This is a genomic window from Mycetocola sp. TRD_SC_2 (assembly GCF_055361225.1).
Window position 1 is genome coordinate 275396 of sequence record NZ_CM143954.1, and the last position, 21900, is coordinate 297295.

The window sequence follows — 21900 nt, forward strand, 5'->3', positions numbered from 1 at the left end:
GCTCGGGTATATGAGCGAATCGAAGAACACCGCCGGCACGAACAAAGACGCCGGCTGGGACGTCGGGGTTCGCAAGACTGTCACAGCCTCGGTTCCCGAGGTCTGGTCCTACCTCACCGGCCCCGGGCTGCCGATGTGGCTCGGCGAGATCGCAGAGCTTCCGTCGAAGAAGGGCGTGAGATTCCGTACCAACGACGGCGTGCGCGGCGTGATCCGCGGCTACGAGGAGAAGAAACTCCTCAAGCTCACCTGGCACCCCGAGGACTGGCCGCACGAGACCACCCTGACGCTGACCCTCACGAAGGCCGGCGACGGCACCACCGTCGACGTCCACCACGGGGACCTTGCCGACCGCGACGAACGACGCATGATGCTCGGGCACTGGCACCGCGTAACCGACTCCCTCGTGGCGCAGTTCGCCAATTAGGCTGGATCGGTGGCAACGGCATCCCTCACCCTCATCGGCAAACCGGGCTGTCATCTCTGCGATGACGCGCGCACGGTCGTCACCGGTGTGATCAACGATCTCTCGACGAGAACGGATGCTCCGGTGATCACCCTCGACGAGGTCTCGATCCTCGACGACCCGGCGCTGTCAGCGAAGCACGTCGAGGAGATCCCCGTCCTGCTCATCAACGGGCGGGTCCACAACTACTGGCGGATCGACCCGGCTCGCCTGACCACCGCACTCCTGGAGCTCACATGATCCGCCACATCGTCTGCTGGAAACTTGCCGCGACGGACGCCGCCACGAAGGCAGAGCACGCCGCCGAGATCGCCCGTCAGATGGACGAGCTCCCGGCGCTCATCCCCGAGATCCGCGCGCTGCAGGTCGGCAGCAACGTGTTGTTCCCCGAGGTCAACTGGGACGTCGTGCTGGTCGCGGACTTCGACGACGCCGATGCGCTCGAGCGGTACTCGGTGCACCCGGAACACCAGCGGGTCGGCAAGTACATCGGTGAGGTCCGCGAGGACCGCGTCGCCGTCGACTTCGAGGTCTGACGCGCGTCGCATCCGCGTCTTCACTCGTCACGGATGGATTCACCCGTCGTGACAGGTGAATCCGGCCGCAATGCGTGAAAGCGCGCCGGTGGCCGAACCCGTCGAACGGCCTACGGAAGCAGGCGGGTCGGTCCGCGGAACAGGTACGTGACCTCGCGGATCGACGTCTCGTGCAGCATGAGCATCAGCACGCGCGCGAGGCCCATGCCGAAGCCACCGTGCGGGGGAACGCCGTAGCGGAAGAAGTCGAGGTAGAACTCGAGCTCCTCGGGCTCGAGGCCCTTCTCCTTGGCCTGCTCGATGAGCACGTCGATGCGGTGCTCACGCTGCGCGCCGGTCGAGATCTCGACACCGTTGAAGATGAGGTCGTAGCTCTTGGTGATCGACGCGTCGCCGTCGTGACGCATGTGGTAGAACGGGCGGATGCTTGACGCGTAGTCGGTGAGGAACACGAACTCGTGCCCGAATGTCTCGGCGACGTACGCCGCGATCTGGCGCTCGCCCTCGGGGTCCATGTCGTCGTCTGCACGGGGAACCTCGTAGCCGCGCTCGGCGACGATCCGCTTGGCCTCGGCGAGCGGAATCCGCGGGAACGGAGTCGTGGGAACGGTGACCTCGATGTCGAACAGTGTCCTGATCTCTTCGCCGTGCTTCTCCTTCACTGCGCTGAACCCAGCGACGATGAGGTCCTCGTGCAGCTGCATGACGTCGTCGTGCGAGTCGATCCAGCTGATCTCGGAGTCGATCGAGGTGAACTCGGTGGCATGGCGCGAGGTGAACGACGGGTCGGCGCGGAACGCGGGCCCGACCTCGAAGATCTTGCCGAAGCCGGCCGACTGCGCCATCTGCTTGAAGAACTGGGGGCTCTGCGCGAGGTAGGCCTTGGTGTCGAAGTACTCGACCTCGAACAGCTCGGCACGTGACTCACTCGCTGACGCCATGAGCTTCGGGGTGTGCAGTTCGATGAAGTCGTTGTCGATCCAGTAGGTGCGAAGCGCGTGCTCGAACGTGGTCTGGATGCGGAAGATGAGGTTCTGCTTCGGGTTGCGCAGGTCGAGGAAGCGCCAGTCCATGCGCTTGTCGAGGCTCGAATCCGCAGCGATCGGGGTGTCGGGCAGAGCCTCTCCGACGACGTCGAGGGTGTCGAGCTTGATCTCGAGCCCGCCGAGTTTCACGCGCTCGTCGTGCTTGAGCGTGCCGGTGACCGTGATGAACGAGCCGTGCGCCAGGGCGGAGATCGTCTCGGTGATCGCGAGCTTCGACGCGGATGCTTCGTCTTCGTCGTTCAGTTCGCGAACCGCCGGATTGACCAGCTGGGCAGCGCCGGACTCATCGCGGAGAACGATGAACTGCACCTTCTTCTGGTCGCGGACGGTCTCGACCCAACCGGAGACGGAGACGGGGCCCTCGGGGAGGTCGGCCAGGTTCTTGATCAATGCGCGTGTAGTCACGGGGGTCAAGCTTACGCGAGCCGTCAACTCCCGCGGATTCGTGCTTCTGTCGGGCGGCAGCGCTCACGGTACTTTCCAAGTTCTACGAAACGTAGACTGGGAGGTGTGGTAGCCAGCCAGATCCATCTCGTCCGTCACGGCGAGGTGCATAATCCCCTCCGCGTCCTCTACGGGCGCCTTCCCGGGTACCGCCTGTCCGAACTCGGTGAACGGATGGCGGCCGCCGCCGCCGACGACCTCGCAGCGCGCGACCGTGAGATCACGCGACTCGTGGCATCCCCCCTCCAGCGGGCACAGGAATCAGCGGCGCCGATCGCTGATCGCTTCAAACTCGGCATCGAAACCGATGAACGGATCATCGAGCCCACCAATCACTTCGAGGGCACCGTCATGCGGCTCGCCCTGCGCAACCCCGCCAACTGGTTCGCGCTGCGCAACCCGAGCAAGCCCACGTGGGGTGAGCCGTACGTCTCGATCGTCGCGCGCATGCTCGATGCCGTGCGCGACGCGTGGGAGTCGACACCATCGGGCGACGTTGTCCTCGTCAGCCACCAGCTGCCGATCTGGATGGTCCACTCCGCGCTCGGCGACGGCAGGCTGCCGCACGACCCGCGCCAGCGCCGTTGCGCCCTGTCGAGCATCACGACGTTCGAGCACCGGGATGGTGTCTTCGTCGAGGTCGGTTATACCGACCCGGCCGCGCCACTCGCCGAGGATGCAACGGACGTGGGAGCGGTATGAGACGGCGGATGCGCACGGTCGCGGTCGCTCTCGCCGCCACACTCCTTCTTGCGGGCTGCTCCAGCGACCCGCTCGCCGAGCAGTACAAAGAGGGCAGCAACAAGGGCTACATCGCGGGCGACGGATCAGTCACCGAGATTCCCGAGGGTGAGCGCGGCGAATCCATCAGCTTCTCCGGCGAGATCGAGAACGGCGAAGAGATCTCGTCCGGCGACTTCGCCGGCGATGTGCTCGTCGTCAACTTCTGGTACGCCGCGTGTGCTCCCTGCCGAGCCGAAGCACCGGACCTGCAGGAACTCAGCGCTGAATTCGACGGCAAGGGTGCCCAGTTCATCGGCGTCAACGTCTACGACCAGGCAGACACCGCCCTCTCGTTCAACGAGAGCTACGGCATCACCTACCCGTCGATCCTCGACGTGCAGGACGGCGCGGTGAAGCTCGCCTTCACCGGAACCGTTCCGCCGAAGGCCGTGCCGACGACGATCGTGCTCGACAAAGAGGGCCGGGTCTCGGCTCGCATCCTCGGCCAGCTCAGGGACGCCTCAATACTTCGCACGCTCATCAGCGACGCGATCGCGGAGTAGCGCCGACATGAACCCGGGTGAGATCGTCCTCAACGGCCAGCTCGTTGCCGCCGTCCCCATCGCGCTGCTCGCCGGCCTGGTGTCGTTCGCGTCGCCGTGCGTGCTGCCCCTCGTTCCCGGGTACCTCGGTTACGTGAGCGGCATGTCGAACGGTCCACGCACCAAGCAGGCACCCGCCCGATCCAGGGTGATGCTCGGCGCGCTGCTGTTCGTTCTCGGTTTCAGTATCGTCTTCGTTCTCATCGGCGCTTTCGCCGGCACGATCGGCGCGTTCGTCGTGCAGTGGCAGGATGTCATCACTCGCGTCCTCGGCGTCGTCGTGATCGTGATGGGGCTGGTCTTTGTCGGCCAGTTCTCGTTCCTGCAACGCACGGTGAAATCCTCGTTCCGCCCGGTGACCGGTCTCGCAGGAGCCCCGCTCCTCGGAGTGGTCTTCGCGATCGGCTGGGCGCCGTGCCTCGGCCCCACCCTCATCGCCATCCAGGCGCTCAGTCTGAGTTCGGGGTCCACCGGGCGCGGTGCGCTCCTCGGTCTCGTCTACTGCCTCGGCCTCGGGATTCCGTTCCTCCTGGTCGCGGCTGGCCTCGACTGGGTCACCGGATCGGTTGCATTCCTGAAACGGCATATCCGCGCGATCAACGTCGCAGGCGGCATCCTGCTCATCCTCATCGGTGTGCTCATGGTGTCCGGTCTGTGGGGAGTTCTCATGTCACGAGTCGGAGTATTGATAGACGGTTATGTCACGGCCATCTGATTACGTTGACGCGGGCGCCCCCCAAAGCGCCGACGATCCATCGAACGACATCATCCAGCCGAAGCTTGGCTTCGTCGGCACCCTCCGGTTCGTCTGGCGACAGCTGACGAGCATGCGCACGGCGTTGCTGCTGCTCCTGCTGCTCGCGATCGCCGCCGTTCCCGGCTCGCTCGTGCCGCAGCGCAGTTCGGACCCCAACGGCGTCATCCAGTACTTCACCGACAACCCGGATCTCGCGCCGATCCTCGACAACATCCAGATGTTCGACGTCTACGGCTCCGTCTGGTTCTCGAGCATCTACCTGCTGCTGTTCATCTCGCTCATCGGCTGTGTCGTGCCGCGCACGAAGCACCACTTCCAGGCCATGCGGTCCAAGCCCCCGCGGACCCCGGCTCGACTGGAGCGTCTGGCTGCGCACACCGAAGTCACCCTCGAAGGCGGCGGCGATGCCGGTGCGGCGATCGAATCCGCGCACACGCTGCTCAGGAAGTCCGGCTACCGGACCGAGCTGTATCAGGGCAAGAACGGCGATGTGTCCGTCTCGGCCGAGCGCGGCTACCTCCGCGAAACCGGCAACCTCGTCTTCCACTCCGCCCTCGTCGGGATGCTTGTCACCGTCGCGATCGGCGGCGGGCTCGGCTACGCGGGGCAGCGCGTCGTGGTCGAAGGCCAGACCTTCGTCAACACCCTCCTCGACTTCAACTCGTTCAACCCGGGTCGTTTCTACAATGCCGACGACCTCACGCCGTATGCTCTCACCCTCGACCAGTTCGATGTGACGTACGAGAAGGAGAATCTCGACGCATACGGCCAGCCGGTCGACTTCACCGCGAACGTCACCACCCGGCTGCCCAACGGTGACACCGAGGAACGCGCCGTCAAGGTCAACGACCCGCTCCGGTTCGAGGGAACGGACATCTACCTGCTCGGCAACGGGTACGCGCCCACCATCACCGTGCGCGACCCGGACGGCGACGTCGTCTGGACCGACTCGGTGCCGTTCCTTCCCCAGGACGGCAACCTCACTTCCCTCGGTGTGATCAAAGTCCCGGACGGCCTTGAAGAACAGCTCGGCATGATCGGGTTCCTGTACCCGACCGCCTACGAGCTGGAGACCGGCGCGTATACCTCGACCTACCCCGACCTTGTCTTCCCCGTCCTCACGCTCAACGTTTACTCCGGTGACCTCGGCATCAACGATGGTGCGCCGAAGTCCGTGTACTCGCTCGACATCGACGACATGACCCAGCTCACCGGGGGCAAGACCGGTGTCGACTCGATCGAACTGATGCCGGGGCAGAGCCAGGAACTCCCCGGTGGCCGTGGCTCGATCACGTTCGAGAACGCGAATCCGGATGCCGCGGCGCTCGCAGACGACTCCGTCTCGACCGCAGACTTCACGGGATCCGTCGCACGCTTCGCCTCATTCGATGTGCACCGCGACCCGACCCAGGGCTGGGTGCTGACCTTCGCCATCCTCATCCTCGGTGGACTGCTGACCTCGCTGTTCATTCCCCGCCGCCGCGTGTGGATCAAGGCGACCGACAACGCAGACGGCACCGTCCGGGTCGAATACGCCGGACTCGCGCGGGGTGAAGACCCTGGGCTGGGCGAAGCAGTTGATGCCCTCGCCTACCGCCACGGGACCGCCCTCGGCTTGCCCCGATGAGCAACTCGTGGGGCTACAGCGCGCGGGCTTTCGGCTTTGACCTCGCGGCGACCCTGCTGTTCGTGATTGTGGGCCGAGGCACGCACCAGGAAAACCCCGGCATCGTCGGCCTGCTCATCGCCTGGTGGCCATTCGCCGCGGCGCTCGCTGTTGCCTGGCTCGTTGTCGGAATCCTTCACCGACCGGTCAGCGTGGGCCAGGGCGTCTGGATCTGGATCGTGACCGTGGCCGGAGGGATGCTGCTCCGCGCGGCATCCGGACAGGGCACCGCCGCGCCGTTCATCATCGTCGCAACGCTCGCGCTGGGCCTGCTGCTCGTGGGCTGGCGAGTGGTCAACGCCCTTCTTCGCCGACGCCGCACACGGGCAGCATCCGCAGAATTACGCCGCACAACCGAGAGGTACCCTTAGATCGTGGATCTCAACCAACTGTCAGTGCTCGCCCTCTGGTCGGCAATGGCGCTGTATGCGCTCGCTTTCATCGCGTTCTCGCTCGACCTCGCCCGTCGCTCGGCCGACGTCACGGCTGTAGCCGATGGGATGGCATCCGGGGGCGCTGCATCGGGTGCCGCTGCAGGAGTCGTGGCCGCCAGGGACGGCGAAGGTCCCGTCGCCACACTGACCCGCCCCGACGCTGACGCCCCGCAGGTCGCGGCCCGGCGCTCACCGGTGCTTCGGGTCGCGCTCGCGCTCACGGTGCTTGGTTTCCTGCTGCACCTCACGTCGGTGATCACGCGCGGTGTTGCGGCTGAGCGGGTGCCGTGGGCGAACATGTACGAGTTCGGCCTGACCGGAACCCTGCTCATCATCGCCGTCTACCTCGTGGTGCTGCTGCGGATCGACCTGCGCTTCCTCGGTACCTTCATCACCGGCCTCGTTCTCGTCCTGCTCGGGATCGCCGCCGTCAACTTCTACGTCGAGGTCGTACCGCTTCCGCCGGCGCTGCAGTCGGCCTGGCTCATCATTCACGTGTTCGTCGCGTCTGCTGCGACCGCGTTCTTCGCTCTCGGTTTCGCACTGGCGGTGCTCCAGCTCGTGCAGCACCGCCGTCAGGCGGGCGGAGCCGATCTGAAGACCCTCAAGCTCAAGTTCCTCGCCACCCTGCCGACAGCGCAGCGGCTCGAGAACCTCGCTTATCGCACCAACATCGTCGGCTTCATCCTGTGGACGTTCACCCTCATCGCCGGCGCGATCTGGGCCGAGCGCGCCTGGGGTCGGTACTGGGGCTGGGACACCAAAGAGGTCTGGACCTTCATCATCTGGGTGATCTACGCCGGGTACATCCACGCCCGGGCGACCCGCGGCTGGCGTGGATCACGGTCCGCGTGGCTCGCGATCATCGGCTTCGTCGCGGTGATGTTCAACTTCTCGGTTGTGAACCTGTTCTTCAAGGGTCTGCACGCGTACTCGGGCCTCTAGCCCCTCCTCGTTGATCGTACTTCGACGAGCTCAGAAACCGGTGACGGAAGGTGCGCCTTTTTCGTTGATCGAGTAGCGACGGAGGAGCGTATCGAGATCCGGTCTCGATACGCGGTGCTCGTTCCTCGCGTCGCTGCACGACCACCGATGAGGCCTATGTCGCTGTCGGTTTCTTCGGGAACTTCTTCTTGCTCAGCGCTTTCAGATCACCGAAGCGACCCTCGATCAGGGCTTCGCGCTTTGCGCGGCCCCAGCCCTGAACCCGTTTCTCCATGGCATAAGCATCGCCGACGTTGTCGAACTCGGCAGCGAACACGAGCTCGATAGGGCGACGGTTTCTTGTGTACTCAGCGCCGAAACCACTGTTGTGCTGATCGACCCGGTTCTCGAGGTTGCGGGTGCTCCCGACATAGTACGAACCGTCGGCGCAGCGGAGGATGTAGACGTAGGGCATATCGGCAGGATGCCCGGCTCAGGCGAGCGCCGTCAGAACTAATCGGAGATCGTGGAGAACGGGGAGTTGTTCACAGCGCGATCTCGATACGCGGCGCTCGTTCCTCGCGACGCTACTCGATCAGCGAAGAGGGAGGCGATCTCGATACGCGGCGCTCGTTCCTCGCGAACGCTACTCGATCAGCAAAGAGGGAGGCGATCTCGATACGCGGCGCTCGTTCCTCGCGAACGCTACTCGATCAGCGAAGAGGGGGGATCTCGATACGCTTCGCTACTCGATCAACGACAAAGGGGCTCGATCAACGACAAACGGGCTCGATCAACGAAGGGTGGGGTGATCGCGATCAGAGGAGCGCGTAACAGCGCCTCAGGCGGTCCAGCCACCACTCGCGACGCTCAGCGGATGCCGCGTAGCCGTCGAGCAGTCGCGGCGAGGGGATGACCCGCCGCACATCGATCGACCCGTTCACCGCGTGCAGTGGATCGTCCGTGACATCCGCAGACAGGAGCGATGCGGTGCCCAGCCCGCAGTCGTATTCGAGTTCGGGGACGGCGGCAGCGAGCCACGCCCCCATCGACAGGCCGACCGAGGTGTCGAGCGCACTCGACACGACAGCGGGAAGCCCGGCCTCTGCGATCACGTCGAGCGCGCGACGGATTCCCCCGAGCGGCTGGGCCTTGAGCACGAGGATGTCTGCCGCCCCACTCCTCGCGACGGCGATCGGGTCGTCCTCCTTGCGCACACTCTCATCCGCGGCGATGGGAACGCCCATGTACTTGGTCCTGCGCCGGATCTCCACGAGCTCGGGCACGGTCTCACACGGCTGCTCGACGTATTCGAGGTCGAACTCGGCGAGGGCGTGGATGGCATGCTCGGCCTCGTCCACGTTCCAGCCGCCATTGGCATCGACCCGGATCCGGCCCTCAGGGCCCATCAGGTCACGCACCCGCCGAACCCGTGAAATATCTTCGACGAGGGTCTGCCCGCGTTCCGCGACCTTGATCTTGGCGGTGCGGCATCCGTCGAATCTTTTGAGGATGCCGGCGACGCGGTCCACGTGGACGGCAGGTACCGTCGCATTGACCGGGATGCTTCGGCGCAACGGGGCAGGAAGGTCACCCCACGCGAATTCAACAGCAGCCCGCAACCAGGTGGTACTTTCGGCGTCGTCGTACTCGAGGAATGGCGAGAATTCAGCCCAGCCGTTCTCGCCCTCGAGGAGGAGCGCCTCGCGTTCCTCGATGCCGCGGAACCGGGTCGCGAGCGGAAGGGTCACGACTCGTGCTGACGCGATCAACTCAGCGAGGTCCGGCAGGGGCCGGGCGAACGACAGTGTGTCAGGCATGCCCCCATTCTGCCGTGTCGATCGCGCGCAACAGGTGACGACCCGAAAAACACCCGTTGCGGGGCGGCCGGCTCCACGGCAGAGGCAGCACGACCCGGCGCTCTAGGCTGGATTCATGACGGTGTCTGAGATTTTCGACGAGAGCCAATGGGCAGAGGTAGCCGGTTTCGGCTCGCTGACCGACATCACCTACCACCACGACCTCACGGGCAGGATCGCACGGGTTGCGTTCAACCGGCCCGAGGTCCGCAACGCTTTCCGCCCCCACACGGTTGACGAGCTCTACCGGGCCCTCGAAGATGCCCGCACCAATCCGCGCATCGGCGTCGTGCTGCTCACCGGCAACGGCCCGAGCCCGAAGGACGGCGGCTGGGCGTTCTGCTCCGGCGGCGACCAGCGCATCAGGGGGCGCGACGGCTATCAGTACTCCGAGAGCGACTCCGCCTCAGGCGTCGACACCGCCCGCAGCGGACGCCTCCACATTCTCGAGGTGCAGCGACTCATCCGCTTCATGCCCAAGGTCGTCATCGCTGTCGTGCCGGGCTGGGCGGCGGGCGGCGGCCACTCGCTGCACGTGGTCTGCGACCTCACGATCGCGAGCGAGGAACACGGCAAATTCAAACAGACGGATGCCGACGTCGGCTCCTTCGACGCCGGCTACGGCAGCGCGTATTTCGCCCGCCAGATCGGGCAGAAGTTCGCCCGTGAGATCTTCTTCCTGGCCGAGGAGTACTCCGCACGGCGCGCATACGAGATGGGCGCCGTCAACGCCGTCGTCCCGCATGCCGAGCTGGAGTCGACGGCACTGGACTGGGCCCGCACCATCCTCACCAAGTCGCCGACTGCCATCCGGATGCTCAAGTACGCGTTCAACGCCGTCGATGACGGGCTCATGGGCCAGCAGGTGTTCGCCGGCGAGGCGACCCGGCTCGCATACGGCACCGACGAGGCGGTCGAGGGCCGGGACTCGTTCCTGGAGAAACGGGAGCCCGACTGGTCGCCGTATCCGTGGCAGTTCTGACCCAAGCGGCTTCAAGGGACGCAAACTGCTCTCACACGTCGGTCTGAGAGCAGTTTGCGTCCCTCGAACGCGCGATCTCGATGGATGCCGGCCCGACAGCCGACCATGCCCGTGCCTACACTGAGATTATGACGCGGATGCTCGTTCGGGTGCCGGCGAGAAGGCCCCTCGACCTCATGGTGGAGCTGCGCCGAGCCCTCGACCGCTCGGGCCCAGCCATCACTCCCGTCGACGGCGATGCGGGCGATGCAGGCGGCAACGCCGTTCACGCCAGCGCTCAGGAAACCGTGGCGCAGCCCGTGGGCGTCGTCCTCGAGACGTCCGGTTCCACCGGCATCCCGAAGCGGGTCGCCCTCAGTTGCGATGCCCTCCTCGCGAGCGCTTCCTCGAGTGCAACGGCACTCGAGGGGCAGGGGCAGTGGCTGCTCGCCCTTCCCGCCCACTACGTCGCCGGGCTTCAGGTGCTCACCCGCTCGATCGCCGCCGGCACCGTTCCCGTCGTTCTTCCACCGGGACGGTTCGACCCCGCCGCCTTCGCCGAGGCATCCCGTTCCCTCAGTGGTGAGCAGCACTACACATCCCTCGTGCCGCTTCAGCTCGCGAGGCTGCTCGAGTCGAGGGCTGGCCTGATGGCACTGCGCCGCTTCGACGGCATCCTCGTCGGGGGGCAGGCAACACCACCACAGCTGCTCCAGCGCACCGAGCAGCTCGGGCTCCCCATCTTCCGCACCTACGGTTCGAGCGAAACCTCGGGCGGCTGCGTCTACAACGGGATCCCGTTGCCCGGGGTGCACGTGCGCATCGTCGACGGGCAGATCGAACTCGCGGGTCCGATGCTCGCGGAGGGATACCTCGGTGACGACGAACTCACCTCCCGCACCTTCACCGTCGCCGACGGCCTGCGCTGGTATCGCACCGGTGATCTCGGCGAGTTCGCTAACGGTGAACTGCGCGTGCTCGGCCGCGCCGACAACGTCATCATTTCCGGGGGCGTCAACGTCTCGCTCGACCGGGTCGAGCGGGTGGTCCGCGGTCTTCCCGACCTCACCGAATCCGTGGTCGTCCCTGCCGCACACCGGGAGTGGGGAGAGGTGCCCGTCGTCGTGACGAGCGCCAGGCATCCGTCACTGACCGAAATAGCGGATGCCGTCGCGGCGTCCCTGGGCAAACCCTCACGCCCCGCGCACATCGTCCGGCTCGATGAGCTGCCGCTGCTGCCGTCCGGCAAGCCAGACCGGCTGGCGATCGTGGCGATCGTCGCGGTGACGTTGAAAGAGAACGGCGAAGACTCGGCGCTCGACGCCGTGTGATCCACAGGAAGACCGTGAACACGCGAAGGCGGCCGGGACGAGTGCCCCGGCCGCCTGTCGTGAACGCGGATCAGGCGTCGACGGACTTCTGGCCTTCCTTCACGGTCAGGTTCTCCTGCTCGTTACCTGCCGCCACCTCGATCTTGCGCGGCTTTGCACGCTCGCTCACCGGGATCGTGACGCTCAGAACACCGTTGGTGTAGTTCGCGGCGATCTTTTCAACGTCGATTCCCTGCCCGAGGTTCAGCTGGCGGAGGAAGGAACCGGCCATGCGCTCGCGCGCGATCCACTTGGCTCCCTCCGCTGCCCCGAGGGTGCGCTCGGCGCGGATCGTCAGCAGCTGTCCGTCCACGTCGATGTCGACGGACCCCGGGTCGATTCCGGGCAGGTCTGCCGCGAGAACGTAGTGGTCGCCTTCGCGGTACAGGTCCATCGGCATCACGCGCGGACCCTGACGAACTCCGAGCAGAGTGTCGGTCATTCGGTCGAGTTCGCGGAACGGGTCGAAGTTCAGTGCCATTGAAGTTTCCTTTCTGTTCGTAGGGTTCGATGTTGGGTATGTGGGGTTGAGTCGAGGTGACTCAACTCTTGAAAAAATGGTAGGAAATCGCGCTCAAAATGTCCAGTCCGGCTCTGTTTGCTCTGAGAGAACAGACGCTCCCGCCAGCGCAGGTAAGCTTCTCGCGGAACAGAGGGAGGTTGCCCGGTGGCAGCTAAACAGCAAAGGCTCACGCCCCCACAGTCGCCGAGCGGCGCCACGCCGAAGGGTCGGGGGAGAAGCGGGAACCCCGCGGCGAAGCCTTACGAACAGGTTCGTCCGGCCACATTCGGCGACTGGGTCGCGGGTGCCAGGATCTTCACGCTCTCCATGTCGATCTCCCCGGTCCTCGTCGGCACCGGAGCCGCCGCCGTTGCGAACAACCCGGGCGAGTTCCACTGGGTGCGCGCACTGCTCTGCCTCGCCATCGCGGTCAGCCTGCAGATCGGCGTGAACTACGCGAACGACTATTCCGATGGTATCCGTGGCACAGACGAGCACCGGGTCGGCCCGTTCCGGCTCGTCGGCAGTGGAAAGGCCCGTCCGAAAACGGTGCTCATCGTCGCCCTGATCTTCTTCGGCATTGCTGCCGTGGCGGGCCTGATCCTCACGATCATCACCGCGCAGTGGTGGCTCCTCGCTGTGGGAGCTGTCGCGATCCTCGCCGCATGGTTCTACACCGGCGGCGGGCGGCCGTACGGGTACAACGCCCTCGGTGAACTGTTCGTTTTCGTGTTCTTCGGCCTCGTCGCCACCCTCGGCACGGCGTTCGTGCAGTCCTTCACGCTTAACCAGGAGGCCTGGCTCGGCGCGATCGGCGTCGGTCTCATCTCGGTTGCGACGCTCGTCGTCAACAACATCCGCGACATCGAACAGGACAAGGCCGCAGGCAAACGCACTCTCACCGTTCTGCTCGGCTCGACGCCGAGCAAGGTGTTCTACATCGTGTGCCTGCTCGCGCCATTTGGCATCGCGGTCTGGCTCGCGGTCTTTTATCCGATCGCGTGGTTCGCGCTCTTCGGCCTGCTCGCAGCGCTTCCCGCTGCGCTTATCGTCGCGACCGCTCGCACCGCGAGAGAGTTCATCCTCGCGCTCAAGCTGTCCGGTCTCGTCCAGCTCCTCTTCGGAGCCGCGCTTCTCTGGGCGTTCTGGAAGTAGGAGCCTGCTGGAGGCAGGTCAGCGTTCGCTGGCGGAATTGCCGGATGCCGCAACATCCGTCACCGAATCCTCGGCCGCTGCGTCGGTATGCGTCTCTTTCGACCCGTGGCGGGCGTTGTAGAGGTCACGGGCGACCGCTTCGCGCGGGCCGCGGAGGAAGATGTACGAAACGCTGAGGCCGATGAGGGCAGCGATGATCGTCGCAATCCATGGCTCGATCCCGACCAGGAGAAGAAGGGTCAGCGGAACCGCAAACGTGAGCAGGCGGAGCACGGTGTAGTACACGACGGGAGGGATGCGTTTCACTACTCCAGTGTAGGCATGCACGCTGGGAGGGAGCCCGCTACCCCTTGGCCGACGAGGGGCAAGTTCCCAGAACTCGGGGCTACGATGGGGGCATGCGTTGGTGGATCATTCTGATAGTCGGTCTCGTTGTTGCGACGATCTATTCGGTGATCGATTGCGCCTTAATTCCCGCGAACCGGGTTCGCGGATTGAAGAAGCCGGCCTGGATCCTCATCATCCTTCTCCTGCCGGTGCTTGGCGTCGTTCTCTGGTTCGCGATCGGTCGCGCACGTGCCGATCAGGCCGCGAAGCCGCGCCTCGCTCCCGACGACGACCCCGCCTTCATCGGGACGCTCGGTCGCGACCACGACCAGGACGAGCGCATCCGCCGTCTCGAAGATGAACTCGCGGCGCTCGACTCGGATGCACCAGACCCGGACGTGACGGGCAAGGCGACACCGACTCCAGACGACAGCCCTGACGGCTCGGCCGGGCACTCGCCCGACGACACGGGCAGAACGGATGCCTGACGCCAGTCCGGCAACCACCTTTTCGGTAGCACTCCTCGAGGAGTTCGTGCGTCTCGGGGTGCAGGACGTCGTCGTCTGCCCCGGGTCGCGATCGCAAGCGCTCGCCCTCGCCGCAGCCGCGCTCGAACGCGCAGGCTCCCTCCGGTTGCATGTGCGAATCGATGAGCGCGTCGCAGGTTTTCTCGCGCTCGGACTCGCCGTCGAAAGCGGCGTGCCCGCTGCTGTCATCGTGACGAGCGGAACCGCGGTCGCGAACCTGCACCCGGCGGTGCTCGAAGCTCACCATTCCGGGGTGCCGCTGCTTCTCCTGACCGCCGACCGCCCGGACGAGCTCCGCGGCATCCGTTCGAACCAGACCACCCATCAGGCCGGACTCTTCGGCGTTGCCGCGCGACTCACCCGCGACGTTCCCGCGCCGATGGGAGCGGCTGATGACGCGGCATCCGCTCGCGAGCTCGCCCACGTGGCCGTCGACGCCGCGATCGGGATCGGCCCCGCCGGAGCGGGGCCCGTTCACCTGAACCTGTCGATGCGCGAACCGCTCTCGACCCCTCTCGTCACGCTCGACCCAATCGAACCCGGTTCGCGGCCCGAAGCGAGTGCCGCCCGCATCACTCGTCCCGGCATGCTGCTCGAGCGTGGAAAGCGGACCATTGTGATCGCTGGGCACGGCGCCGGTCCCGTCGCTGAATCGCTCGCGCACGCCGGCGGCTGGCCGCTGCTCGCTGAAGTCTCCAGTGGCGCCCGATTCGGGCGGAACCTCGTCGTCGCCTACCGCGAGCTGCTCGCCGATCCGGAGTTCGGTGGCCGGGTGGAACGGGCAGTCGTGTTCGGCCATCCGACGCTGAGCCGCCAGGTGCCTGCGCTGCTCGCCCGCGACGGCGTCGAGGTCATTGTTGTCGCGCCCGCCGGCGACGAGGTCTACAACCCCGGTCGGCGCGCAAGCCACGTCGTCGGTGCCGTGAACGTTGTCGACGGCAGTATCGACCGGGCCTGGATCAGCTCGTGGGTGCAGGAGTCCCGGCGGATCTCCGACGATAAGTCGCACGACGTCGCACCCGATCTCGAAGCGGCATCCTCATACGACCCGGCGACCCGGCTGGGCTACGTCAAGGGTGAGTTCCAGGCGATTCGCGCCCGCGTCGACCGACGAATGCTCGCACTCGCTGTCTGGGGCGCCACCTGGCCACACGACAGGCTCGTGCTCGGTGCATCCCGCCTCATTCGTGACGTCGACGAAGCCGTGCCGGGCAAAAAGATTCGGGTGCACTCCAACCGCGGCCTCGCTGGTATCGACGGGACGGTGTCGACCGCACTCGGCATCGCTCTCGCAAGCCAGGTCGACGGCGCCGGCATCACGCGCGTGCTGCTCGGCGACCTCACCCTCCTTCACGACATCGGCGCCCTGCTCGGCGGGATGGGTGAGACGGTGCCACGGATCCAGGTCATCGTCGGCAATGACGGCGGAGGCACGATCTTCGACGGGCTCGAGGTTGCCGAGTCCACCGATGGCGCCGATTTCGATCGGGTGCTCTACACCCCGCAGCGGGTGGACCTCGCTGCCCTCGCTGGCGCGTATGGCTGGACGTACCTGAAAGCGACCACCCGCGGGGAGCTGGATCAGGCGCTCACCGCGCCCGTGGCATCCGGGGTTCTCATCGAGGTTCCGCTCACCCGCTGACGGATGCGTCGTCGATGCGCAAGCTCTTGAGGAGCCGCCGTATCGCGGTCACACTGTGCAGATGAGTTCATCGAAGAAGCAAGCCTCCGCCTGGACCGCCGAACCGTTGACCACGCTGCGAGCCGAACCCGGTTTCGTGCTCGCAGACCTCGACCCGGATTCGACCCCGGGTTTCGTCGGAGGTAAGGCAGAGGGCAAGGCGGAACTGGTCCGAGCTGCTGACGCCCTCGGAGAGGTGCAGGAACGCCTGTTCGCGGCGTCGAAGGGCGGGGCGACGGATGCGGTCCTCCTCGTTCTGCAGGCGATGGATACCGCTGGCAAGGGCGGGATCGTCCGCCACGTCGTCGGCTCGGTCGACCCGCAGGGCGTTGCCCTCGCCGCGTTCAAGTCGCCGACCAAGGAGGAATTGGCGCACGACTTCCTCTGGCGGATCGAGAAGGAGGTGCCGGGGCCTGGCCTGATCGGAGTGTTCGACCGGTCGCACTACGAAGACGTGCTGATCGCCCGGGTGCGGTCTCTTGCCGATGACACGGAGATCGAGCGCCGGTTCGACGCGATCGTCGAGTTCGAAACGGAGCTGGCGGCCCGTGGCATCCGTATGGTGAAGGTGATGCTGCACATTAGCTCGGACGAGCAGAAATCCCGACTCGCTGAACGGCTCGATCGCCCCGACAAGTACTGGAAGTTCAACCCGGGCGACATCGACGAGCGCCAGCAGTGGCCCGCGTACCAGGAGGCGTACCAGAAGGTGTTCGAGCGCACGTCGAGTGAGGCGGCGCCGTGGCACGTGGTTCCCGCGAACAAGAAATGGTACGCGCGCATCGCCGTTCAGCGGCTCCTGCTCGACGCACTCATTGCGATCGATCCGCAGTGGCCGGCAGCCGACTTCGACGTCGAGGAGCAGAAGAAGCGGCTCGCGGCAACGTGATGGCGCGCCAACAGCGCGGCTCGGCGGCTCAGCCGAAGGCGTCGACGATCGGGCGGAACTTCATCCGTGTCTCGGCGAGTTCCTTCTCCGGAACGGACTCGGCGACGATCCCGCCACCTGCATACGCGGTAACCGTGCCATCCGGATCGACCTGGGCGCAGCGGAGCGCGATCGCCCACTCACCGTCGCCGTCGGCTCCGACCCAGCCGACCGGTCCGGCATAGCGGCCCCGGTCGAACGGCTCGAGTTCCGCGATCAGGGCGACGGCAGCAGGCGTCGGCGACCCCGCAACGGCAGCGGTCGGATGCAGCGCGTCGATGAGGTCGAGCGAGGTCGCGTTGTCGGTGAGCGTGCCTTCCACATCGGTGGCGAGGTGCCAGAGGTTGGGCAATTTGAGCGTGAACGGGATTTCGCTCGTGAGCACGTGGGAGGTGTGCGGGCGCAGCGACGCGAGCACGCTCTGCACGGCGAACTGGTGCTCGTCCTGATCCTTGGTGCTCGTCGCGAGGTCGACGGCAGCCTGCTGGTCGGAGGCGGCATCCGCACCCCGCGAGGCTGTTCCGGCGAGGACGCGAGCCGTGACGGAGCCGTCCTGCACACTGACGAGGGTCTCCGGGCTGGAGCCGAGGAGGCCGTCGACCGCGAAGGTCCAGCAGTCCGGGTATCCGACGGCGAGGTCCGAGACGACGCGGCGCAAGTCGGCGTCGGCGGGGATGCGCCCGGTGAGGTCGCGGGACAGCACCACCTTGCTGAGATCGCCGGCGAGGACGCGGTCGATGGCCTGAGCGACGTGCGCCTGGAAACTCTCGGGCGGCTCAGCGCCTGGCCTGAGGGTGAGCCGATAAGCGGGTCCGAAGGCGGTCGCGAGCGAGTCGGTTTCATCCGACGCCGTGGCATCCAGCCTTATGCGGGTGATCCACGAGACCCCGTCGCGTCGGCCGAGAACGACCTGCGGCACGAGAAGCGCACTGATCTGCGCGGACGAGTCGTCGAACGCGAACGTGCCGAACGCGACCAGGCCGGTCCCCGGCATCCGAAGCGGGTCGTCAACCGTTGCAGCCGCGGCGATGTCGCGCCAGACGGCGGCAGCGTCGCGCATGCGGTCGGGACCTGAGAACTCGAGACGGATGGCCTCGCCGATTCCCGCGAGTCCGCAGCCCTTCCGGAGCCACAGCAGAGGGCGTTGAGGGTCGACAAGTGTGAGGAGTGAGCGGGTGTCGTCGACCTGTTGGGTCTCGACGACGAGCCGCTGGGTGGCGGTGGGAAGTGTGCCGGGTGAAGTCACTCACCCAGCGTACGCCCGCTCTCTGCGGTTCAGCCGAGGGCCACGGCCCGGACGTACACTGGGGGAATGAACAAGGCAGATCTCTCCAAGCAACCGTCGCAGGTCTCCGCCATGTTCGACCAGGTTTCGACCCACTACGACCGCACCAACACCGTCATGAGCGTCGGCAACGACATGCTCTGGCGGGTAGCGACGACCAAGGCAATCGACCCGCACCCCGGCGACCGCATCCTCGACCTCGCTGCAGGTACCGGAACGTCGAGCGCTTCGATCGCGAAGTCGGGCGCGACGGTCATCGCCGCGGACTTCTCGCCTGGCATGATCGAGGTCGGCCGCGAGAAGTACGGTCGGGTCCGCAACATGCAGTTCGTCGAAGCGGATGCCACGGATCTCCCGTTCACCGACGACGAGTTCGACGCGACCACCATCTCGTTCGGGCTCCGCAACGTCGTCGAGCCGAAGAAGGCGATCGCCGAGATGTTCCGGGTGACCAAGCCCGGCGGCCGCATCGTGATCTGCGAGTTCTCCACCCCGCCGAACCCGGTGATGAAGGGGCTCTACGACTTCTACCTGCAGCGCGTCACGCCGCTCCTGGTGAAGGTATCGAGCTCGAACCCCGACGCTTACGACTACCTCAACGAGTCCATTCAGGCGTGGCCGGCGCAGGCGGAGCTCGCTTCCTGGCTGCGCGGTGCCGGCTGGACCGAAGTGAAGTTCAGAAACCTCACCGGCGGAATCGTCGCGCTGCACCGGGGCACGAAGCCCCGCGTCTAGAGCGCTATCGCGGGGGGGCTGGACGCCGCGATCAGGCGTGGTCGGAGTCCTCGTGGGACGCGTACGTGTCGAGCAGGCCCTTGGCGTGTTTGCCTGACTCACCTTCTTGGTCGAGCGCCGCCCGCATCTGCTTCAGCTTCTCCTTGCCCGCCGGGAACGGGGGCAGAAGGGGGATCGACGCATCGGTCATGACTTCGAGAACGTATGGCCGGTCCGACTCGAACGCACGAGCCCACGCGTTTGCGAGTTCATCGGGGTCATCGACGCGCTCCCCGTTCAGTCCGAGAAGTTCGGCATACTCGGCAGCGGGGAATCTTGGCAGGTCCTGGCTCTCGTCGAACCGTGGCCCGCCCTCCATCTCCCGCTGCTCCCAGCTGACCTCCGCGAGGTCGCCGTTGTTCAGCACACAGACGATGAAGCGGGGGTCCTCCCACTCGGTCCACAGCTGGCTGAGCGTGATCAACTCGGTCACCCCGCTCATCTGGAAGCCACCGTCACCGGAGAGCACCACCATCGGCCGGTCCGGTGCGGCCAGCTTTCCGGCGATGCCGTATGGAACCCCGCAACCCATGGAGGCGAGGGTTCCCGAGACCTGGGCGACGACTCCCCTCGGCAGGCGGAGTTGTCTGGCGTACCAGTACACGACACTGCCGACGTCGAGCGCGAGGAATGAATCATTCGGGAGTACCGGGCCAAGCTCGGCGAGAACACGTTCGGGATTGACGGGAATCGCAGGAACGCCCGCCCGTTGGTCAGCAACCCTTCGCCAGCGGCGCACCGATTCTTCGACCGCCTCGCGCCACTTCCCCGACCTCGGGTGCTTCTCTGCGAGTTCCGCGATGCGGGGAAGCAGCGCGCCGAGCGTCATCGCGGCATCCCCGACGAGACCCACCTCGACCGGGTATCGGTTGCCGACGACCTGCCCGTCGATATCGATCTGCACCGCCCGAGCTTGCCCTGGAGCGGGGTAGAACTCCGTCCAGGGGTCGTTCGAGCCGACGATCAGCAGGGTGTCGCACGTGTCGAGGAGAAAAGCGCTCGACGTCGTGCCCAGGTGACCCATAGTGCCGACGGCGTTCGGGAGGAACTCGTCGACGAACGGTTTGCCGAGGAGGCTCGTCGCGATACCCGCACCAAGAGCATCCGCGATCGCGACGACTTCGTCCTGGGCCCTCATCGCGCCCTGCCCGACGAGAAGCGCCACCCGCTGGCCGGCCGCGAGCACCTCGGCCGCCGCGGCGAGGTCGTCGACGTGGGGCAGAACGCGCGGAGCTCGGTATTCCGAGGCGGTGTGAACGATCCCGTGCTCGTGCTCCAGTTCCGGAGCGGGCTCTTTCTGGATGTCATGGGGCACGATGACGACGGCCGGCGCCCGGTTGGCGAGCGCGGACCGAAAGGCACGGTCGATCACCATGGGTATCTGCTCGGCACTCACGACACTCTGAACGAAACTCGCGACGTTGGCGAACAGCGCCGGGAGGTTGATCTCCTGCATGTAGCCGGAGCCGAGCACGCTCGTGGCCTGCTGCCCGACGATCGCGACCACCGGAACGCTGTCGAGCTTTGCGTCGTAGAGCCCATTCAGGAGGTGCACCGCTCCCGGACCCTGCGTCGAGGTGACGACACCCACCTCACCCGTGTACTTCGCGTGGCCGACAGCCATGAACGCGGCCCACTCCTCGTGCCGCGCCTGAATGAATCTCGGCTGGTTGCCGGCTCGCTGCAGTGCCTCCATGAGTCCGTTGATGCCGTCGCCGCTGTAACCGAAGATGCGGTCGACACCCCACGTGCCGAGCCGTTCCACGAGAGCATCGGAAACGTTGCGTTCCGCCATGAGTTCGTCCCTTCTCGCCGGATGCTGTTCCGATTACAGGCTCACCGCTGGGAGAACGATCCGCCAGCCGTTGTTCCGGCGCCGCATCCGTGCCACTATCCGCCGTTCCTCAGCCACCGGCATCCGCTCATCTTCACGCCAGCGATAGGACAATGGGCGCAGCTCCGATGGCAGACTGAAGTGCAGCAGGGAGGTGCGCCATGGAACTGATCCCGATGACCCCGGTTCATCGCCGCGACGGCCTGCGCGCCGACTGCTCCAATTGCGTCGGGCTCTGCTGCGTCGCGCTGGCTTTCGCGCGCTCCGCTGACTTCGCCTTCACGAAGGACGCGGGTGAACCCTGCGTCAACCTCGACGACGGCTATTTGTGTGTCATCCACCCGGAACTGCGTCAACGCGGGTTCAAGGGGTGCACCGTCTTCGACTGCTTCGGTGCCGGCCAGAAGGTGACGCAGCACACCTTCGGTGGAGCGAGTTGGCGCGACGACCCCGAGGTCCGGGCGAAAATGTTCGCCACCTTCCCGCTCGTCCGTCAGCTCCAGGAACTCCTGGTGTATCTCGACGATGCATCATCCCGTGCGGAGGCTGCGCCTGTTCGCGACGAACTGGAGCAGGCGTACGCCGACATCGAGGCGCTGACCAGGGCTTCCCCCGAGAACATCGCCGAGGCAGACATCGACGGGCTGCGGCAGACGCTCGGACCCTTGCTGTCCCAGGTCAGTGAACTCGTGCGTGGCGGCGCCCAGCTGTCGCCGGATGCCCGTCGTCCGCGCCCTGGAGCAGAACTGTTCGGGGCACACCTGGCCGGGCAGGATCTGCGCGGAGCGAATCTCCGCGGTGCCTGGCTGATTGGGGCGGACCTTCGTTCGGTGAATCTGTCACACGCGGATGTGCTCGGGGCGGACTTCCGCGACGCGGAACTCGGCGGCGCGAAGCTGTCGGAGGCCTTGTTTCTCACCCAGTTCCAGGTGAATGCGGCCCAGGGTGATGCCTCGACGCTGCTCCCCGAATCGGTGTCGCGACCATCGCACTGGCGTCGCTGACGGGCGTCAACGCGGCGTCCGTTCGCGTTTTCACCCGTCACGGTCCTATTCACCCGCTACGCCGAATGAATTCGACCGGAGTGAGTGAAAACAAG

Annotated in this window: 24 protein-coding genes; 17 read left to right on the forward strand and 7 right to left on the reverse strand. The window is 66.0% G+C overall.

The genetic code is table 11. The features are described 5' to 3' along the window. Positions 1–10: 10 nt before the first annotated feature. Genes ACWA1Q_RS01455 through ACWA1Q_RS01465 form a run of 3 tightly spaced genes read left to right on the forward strand, consistent with a single transcriptional unit; the run spans position 11 to position 1002 of the window. The gene (locus ACWA1Q_RS01455; protein WP_463758927.1) at positions 11–427 is read left to right on the forward strand and encodes an SRPBCC domain-containing protein; all 417 of its coding nucleotides are present in this window, start codon (positions 11–13) and stop codon (positions 425–427) included. 9 nt (positions 428–436) lie between these two features. Beyond that, complete coding sequence (locus tag ACWA1Q_RS01460) at positions 437–706, forward strand: glutaredoxin family protein (RefSeq protein ID WP_463758928.1); 270 nt, start codon at positions 437–439, stop codon at positions 704–706. Next, the gene (locus tag ACWA1Q_RS01465) at positions 703–1002 is read left to right on the forward strand and encodes a Dabb family protein (RefSeq protein ID WP_463758929.1); all 300 of its coding nucleotides are present in this window, start codon (positions 703–705) and stop codon (positions 1000–1002) included. The genes ACWA1Q_RS01460 and ACWA1Q_RS01465 overlap by 4 nt, the downstream gene beginning before the upstream one ends. A 110-nt stretch (positions 1003–1112) precedes the next feature. Here ACWA1Q_RS01465 and aspS read toward each other — a convergent pair whose 3' ends face one another. Continuing rightward, complete coding sequence (gene aspS / locus ACWA1Q_RS01470) at positions 1113–2438, reverse strand: aspartate--tRNA(Asn) ligase (RefSeq protein WP_463760899.1); 1326 nt, start codon at positions 2436–2438, stop codon at positions 1113–1115. Positions 2439–2558: 120 nt separating this feature from the next. On the opposite strand from aspS, the gene ACWA1Q_RS01475 reads away from it, so the two are divergent. Genes ACWA1Q_RS01475 through ccsB form a run of 6 tightly spaced genes read left to right on the forward strand, consistent with a single transcriptional unit; the run spans position 2559 to position 7619 of the window. Further along, the gene (locus ACWA1Q_RS01475) at positions 2559–3194 is read left to right on the forward strand and encodes a histidine phosphatase family protein (RefSeq protein ID WP_463758931.1); all 636 of its coding nucleotides are present in this window, start codon (positions 2559–2561) and stop codon (positions 3192–3194) included. Between the two features lie 8 nt (positions 3195–3202). Next, positions 3203–3778: a TlpA family protein disulfide reductase gene (locus ACWA1Q_RS01480; protein WP_463758933.1), complete on the forward strand. Its 576-nt coding sequence runs from the start codon at positions 3203–3205 to the stop codon at positions 3776–3778. Between the two features lie 7 nt (positions 3779–3785). Beyond that, positions 3786–4532, forward strand: coding sequence for a cytochrome c biogenesis CcdA family protein (locus ACWA1Q_RS01485; RefSeq protein ID WP_463758935.1), 747 nt, complete (start codon positions 3786–3788; stop codon positions 4530–4532). Then, complete coding sequence (gene resB, locus ACWA1Q_RS01490; protein WP_463758936.1) at positions 4516–6201, forward strand: cytochrome c biogenesis protein ResB; 1686 nt, start codon at positions 4516–4518, stop codon at positions 6199–6201. Before ACWA1Q_RS01485 ends, resB begins: the two co-directional genes overlap by 17 nt. Further along, positions 6198–6611 carry a DUF3054 domain-containing protein gene (locus ACWA1Q_RS01495; protein ID WP_463758938.1) on the forward strand — a complete coding sequence of 138 codons (414 nt, stop codon included), beginning with the start codon at positions 6198–6200 and terminating at the stop codon, positions 6609–6611. Before resB ends, ACWA1Q_RS01495 begins: the two co-directional genes overlap by 4 nt. 45 nt (positions 6612–6656) lie before the next feature. Continuing rightward, positions 6657–7619, forward strand: coding sequence for a c-type cytochrome biogenesis protein CcsB (gene ccsB / locus ACWA1Q_RS01500; RefSeq protein WP_463760901.1), 963 nt, complete (start codon positions 6657–6659; stop codon positions 7617–7619). A 154-nt stretch (positions 7620–7773) separates the two neighbouring features. On the opposite strand, the gene ACWA1Q_RS01505 is transcribed toward ccsB, so the two are convergent. Both ACWA1Q_RS01505 and ACWA1Q_RS01510 read right to left on the reverse strand, forming a co-directional pair. Continuing rightward, a complete protein-coding gene (locus ACWA1Q_RS01505) occupies positions 7774–8073 on the reverse strand; it encodes a GIY-YIG nuclease family protein (RefSeq protein ID WP_463758939.1) in 300 nt (99 codons plus the stop codon). A 343-nt stretch (positions 8074–8416) separates the two neighbouring features. Then, entirely contained in the window at positions 8417–9418 is a 1002-nt protein-coding gene (locus ACWA1Q_RS01510) for an o-succinylbenzoate synthase (protein ID WP_463758940.1), read from the reverse strand. Between the two features lie 115 nt (positions 9419–9533). On the opposite strand from ACWA1Q_RS01510, the gene ACWA1Q_RS01515 reads away from it, so the two are divergent. Both ACWA1Q_RS01515 and ACWA1Q_RS01520 read left to right on the forward strand, forming a co-directional pair. Further along, the gene (locus ACWA1Q_RS01515) at positions 9534–10439 is read left to right on the forward strand and encodes a 1,4-dihydroxy-2-naphthoyl-CoA synthase (protein ID WP_463758942.1); all 906 of its coding nucleotides are present in this window, start codon (positions 9534–9536) and stop codon (positions 10437–10439) included. A 128-nt stretch (positions 10440–10567) separates the two neighbouring features. Then, positions 10568–11749: an AMP-binding protein gene (locus ACWA1Q_RS01520; protein ID WP_463758943.1), complete on the forward strand. Its 1182-nt coding sequence runs from the start codon at positions 10568–10570 to the stop codon at positions 11747–11749. A gap of 70 nt (positions 11750–11819) precedes the next feature. Here ACWA1Q_RS01520 and ACWA1Q_RS01525 read toward each other — a convergent pair whose 3' ends face one another. After that, a complete protein-coding gene (locus ACWA1Q_RS01525; protein WP_463758944.1) occupies positions 11820–12269 on the reverse strand; it encodes an Hsp20/alpha crystallin family protein in 450 nt (149 codons plus the stop codon). A 186-nt stretch (positions 12270–12455) separates the two neighbouring features. Between ACWA1Q_RS01525 and ACWA1Q_RS01530 the strand changes: the two genes are divergently transcribed. Beyond that, complete coding sequence (locus ACWA1Q_RS01530) at positions 12456–13445, forward strand: 1,4-dihydroxy-2-naphthoate polyprenyltransferase (RefSeq protein WP_463758946.1); 990 nt, start codon at positions 12456–12458, stop codon at positions 13443–13445. Between the two features lie 18 nt (positions 13446–13463). On the opposite strand, the gene ACWA1Q_RS01535 is transcribed toward ACWA1Q_RS01530, so the two are convergent. Next, positions 13464–13751: a DUF4229 domain-containing protein gene (locus tag ACWA1Q_RS01535; protein ID WP_463758947.1), complete on the reverse strand. Its 288-nt coding sequence runs from the start codon at positions 13749–13751 to the stop codon at positions 13464–13466. Positions 13752–13843: 92 nt separating this feature from the next. Here ACWA1Q_RS01535 and ACWA1Q_RS01540 point away from each other — a divergent pair, with 92 nt between their 5' ends. The 3 genes from ACWA1Q_RS01540 (at position 13844) to ACWA1Q_RS01550 (ending at position 16869) form a co-directional block, all read left to right on the forward strand. Next, positions 13844–14260 (forward strand): PLDc N-terminal domain-containing protein, encoded by a 417-nt coding sequence (locus ACWA1Q_RS01540; RefSeq protein ID WP_463758949.1) that lies wholly within the window; start codon positions 13844–13846, stop codon positions 14258–14260. Then, the gene (gene menD, locus ACWA1Q_RS01545) at positions 14253–15941 is read left to right on the forward strand and encodes a 2-succinyl-5-enolpyruvyl-6-hydroxy-3-cyclohexene-1-carboxylic-acid synthase (protein WP_463758951.1); all 1689 of its coding nucleotides are present in this window, start codon (positions 14253–14255) and stop codon (positions 15939–15941) included. Before ACWA1Q_RS01540 ends, menD begins: the two co-directional genes overlap by 8 nt. Before the next feature lie 61 nt (positions 15942–16002). Then, positions 16003–16869 (forward strand): PPK2 family polyphosphate kinase, encoded by an 867-nt coding sequence (locus tag ACWA1Q_RS01550; RefSeq protein ID WP_463758953.1) that lies wholly within the window; start codon positions 16003–16005, stop codon positions 16867–16869. 28 nt (positions 16870–16897) lie between these two features. Here ACWA1Q_RS01550 and ACWA1Q_RS01555 read toward each other — a convergent pair whose 3' ends face one another. Continuing rightward, complete coding sequence (locus ACWA1Q_RS01555; protein ID WP_463758955.1) at positions 16898–18154, reverse strand: isochorismate synthase; 1257 nt, start codon at positions 18152–18154, stop codon at positions 16898–16900. 66 nt (positions 18155–18220) lie between these two features. On the opposite strand from ACWA1Q_RS01555, the gene ACWA1Q_RS01560 reads away from it, so the two are divergent. Further along, entirely contained in the window at positions 18221–18928 is a 708-nt protein-coding gene (locus ACWA1Q_RS01560; RefSeq protein ID WP_463758957.1) for a demethylmenaquinone methyltransferase, read from the forward strand. Between the two features lie 31 nt (positions 18929–18959). Here ACWA1Q_RS01560 and ACWA1Q_RS01565 read toward each other — a convergent pair whose 3' ends face one another. Then, complete coding sequence (locus tag ACWA1Q_RS01565) at positions 18960–20762, reverse strand: thiamine pyrophosphate-requiring protein (RefSeq protein WP_463758959.1); 1803 nt, start codon at positions 20760–20762, stop codon at positions 18960–18962. A gap of 200 nt (positions 20763–20962) precedes the next feature. On the opposite strand from ACWA1Q_RS01565, the gene ACWA1Q_RS01570 reads away from it, so the two are divergent. Continuing rightward, the gene (locus ACWA1Q_RS01570; RefSeq protein WP_463758960.1) at positions 20963–21805 is read left to right on the forward strand and encodes a pentapeptide repeat-containing protein; all 843 of its coding nucleotides are present in this window, start codon (positions 20963–20965) and stop codon (positions 21803–21805) included. Positions 21806–21900 lie beyond the last annotated feature (95 nt).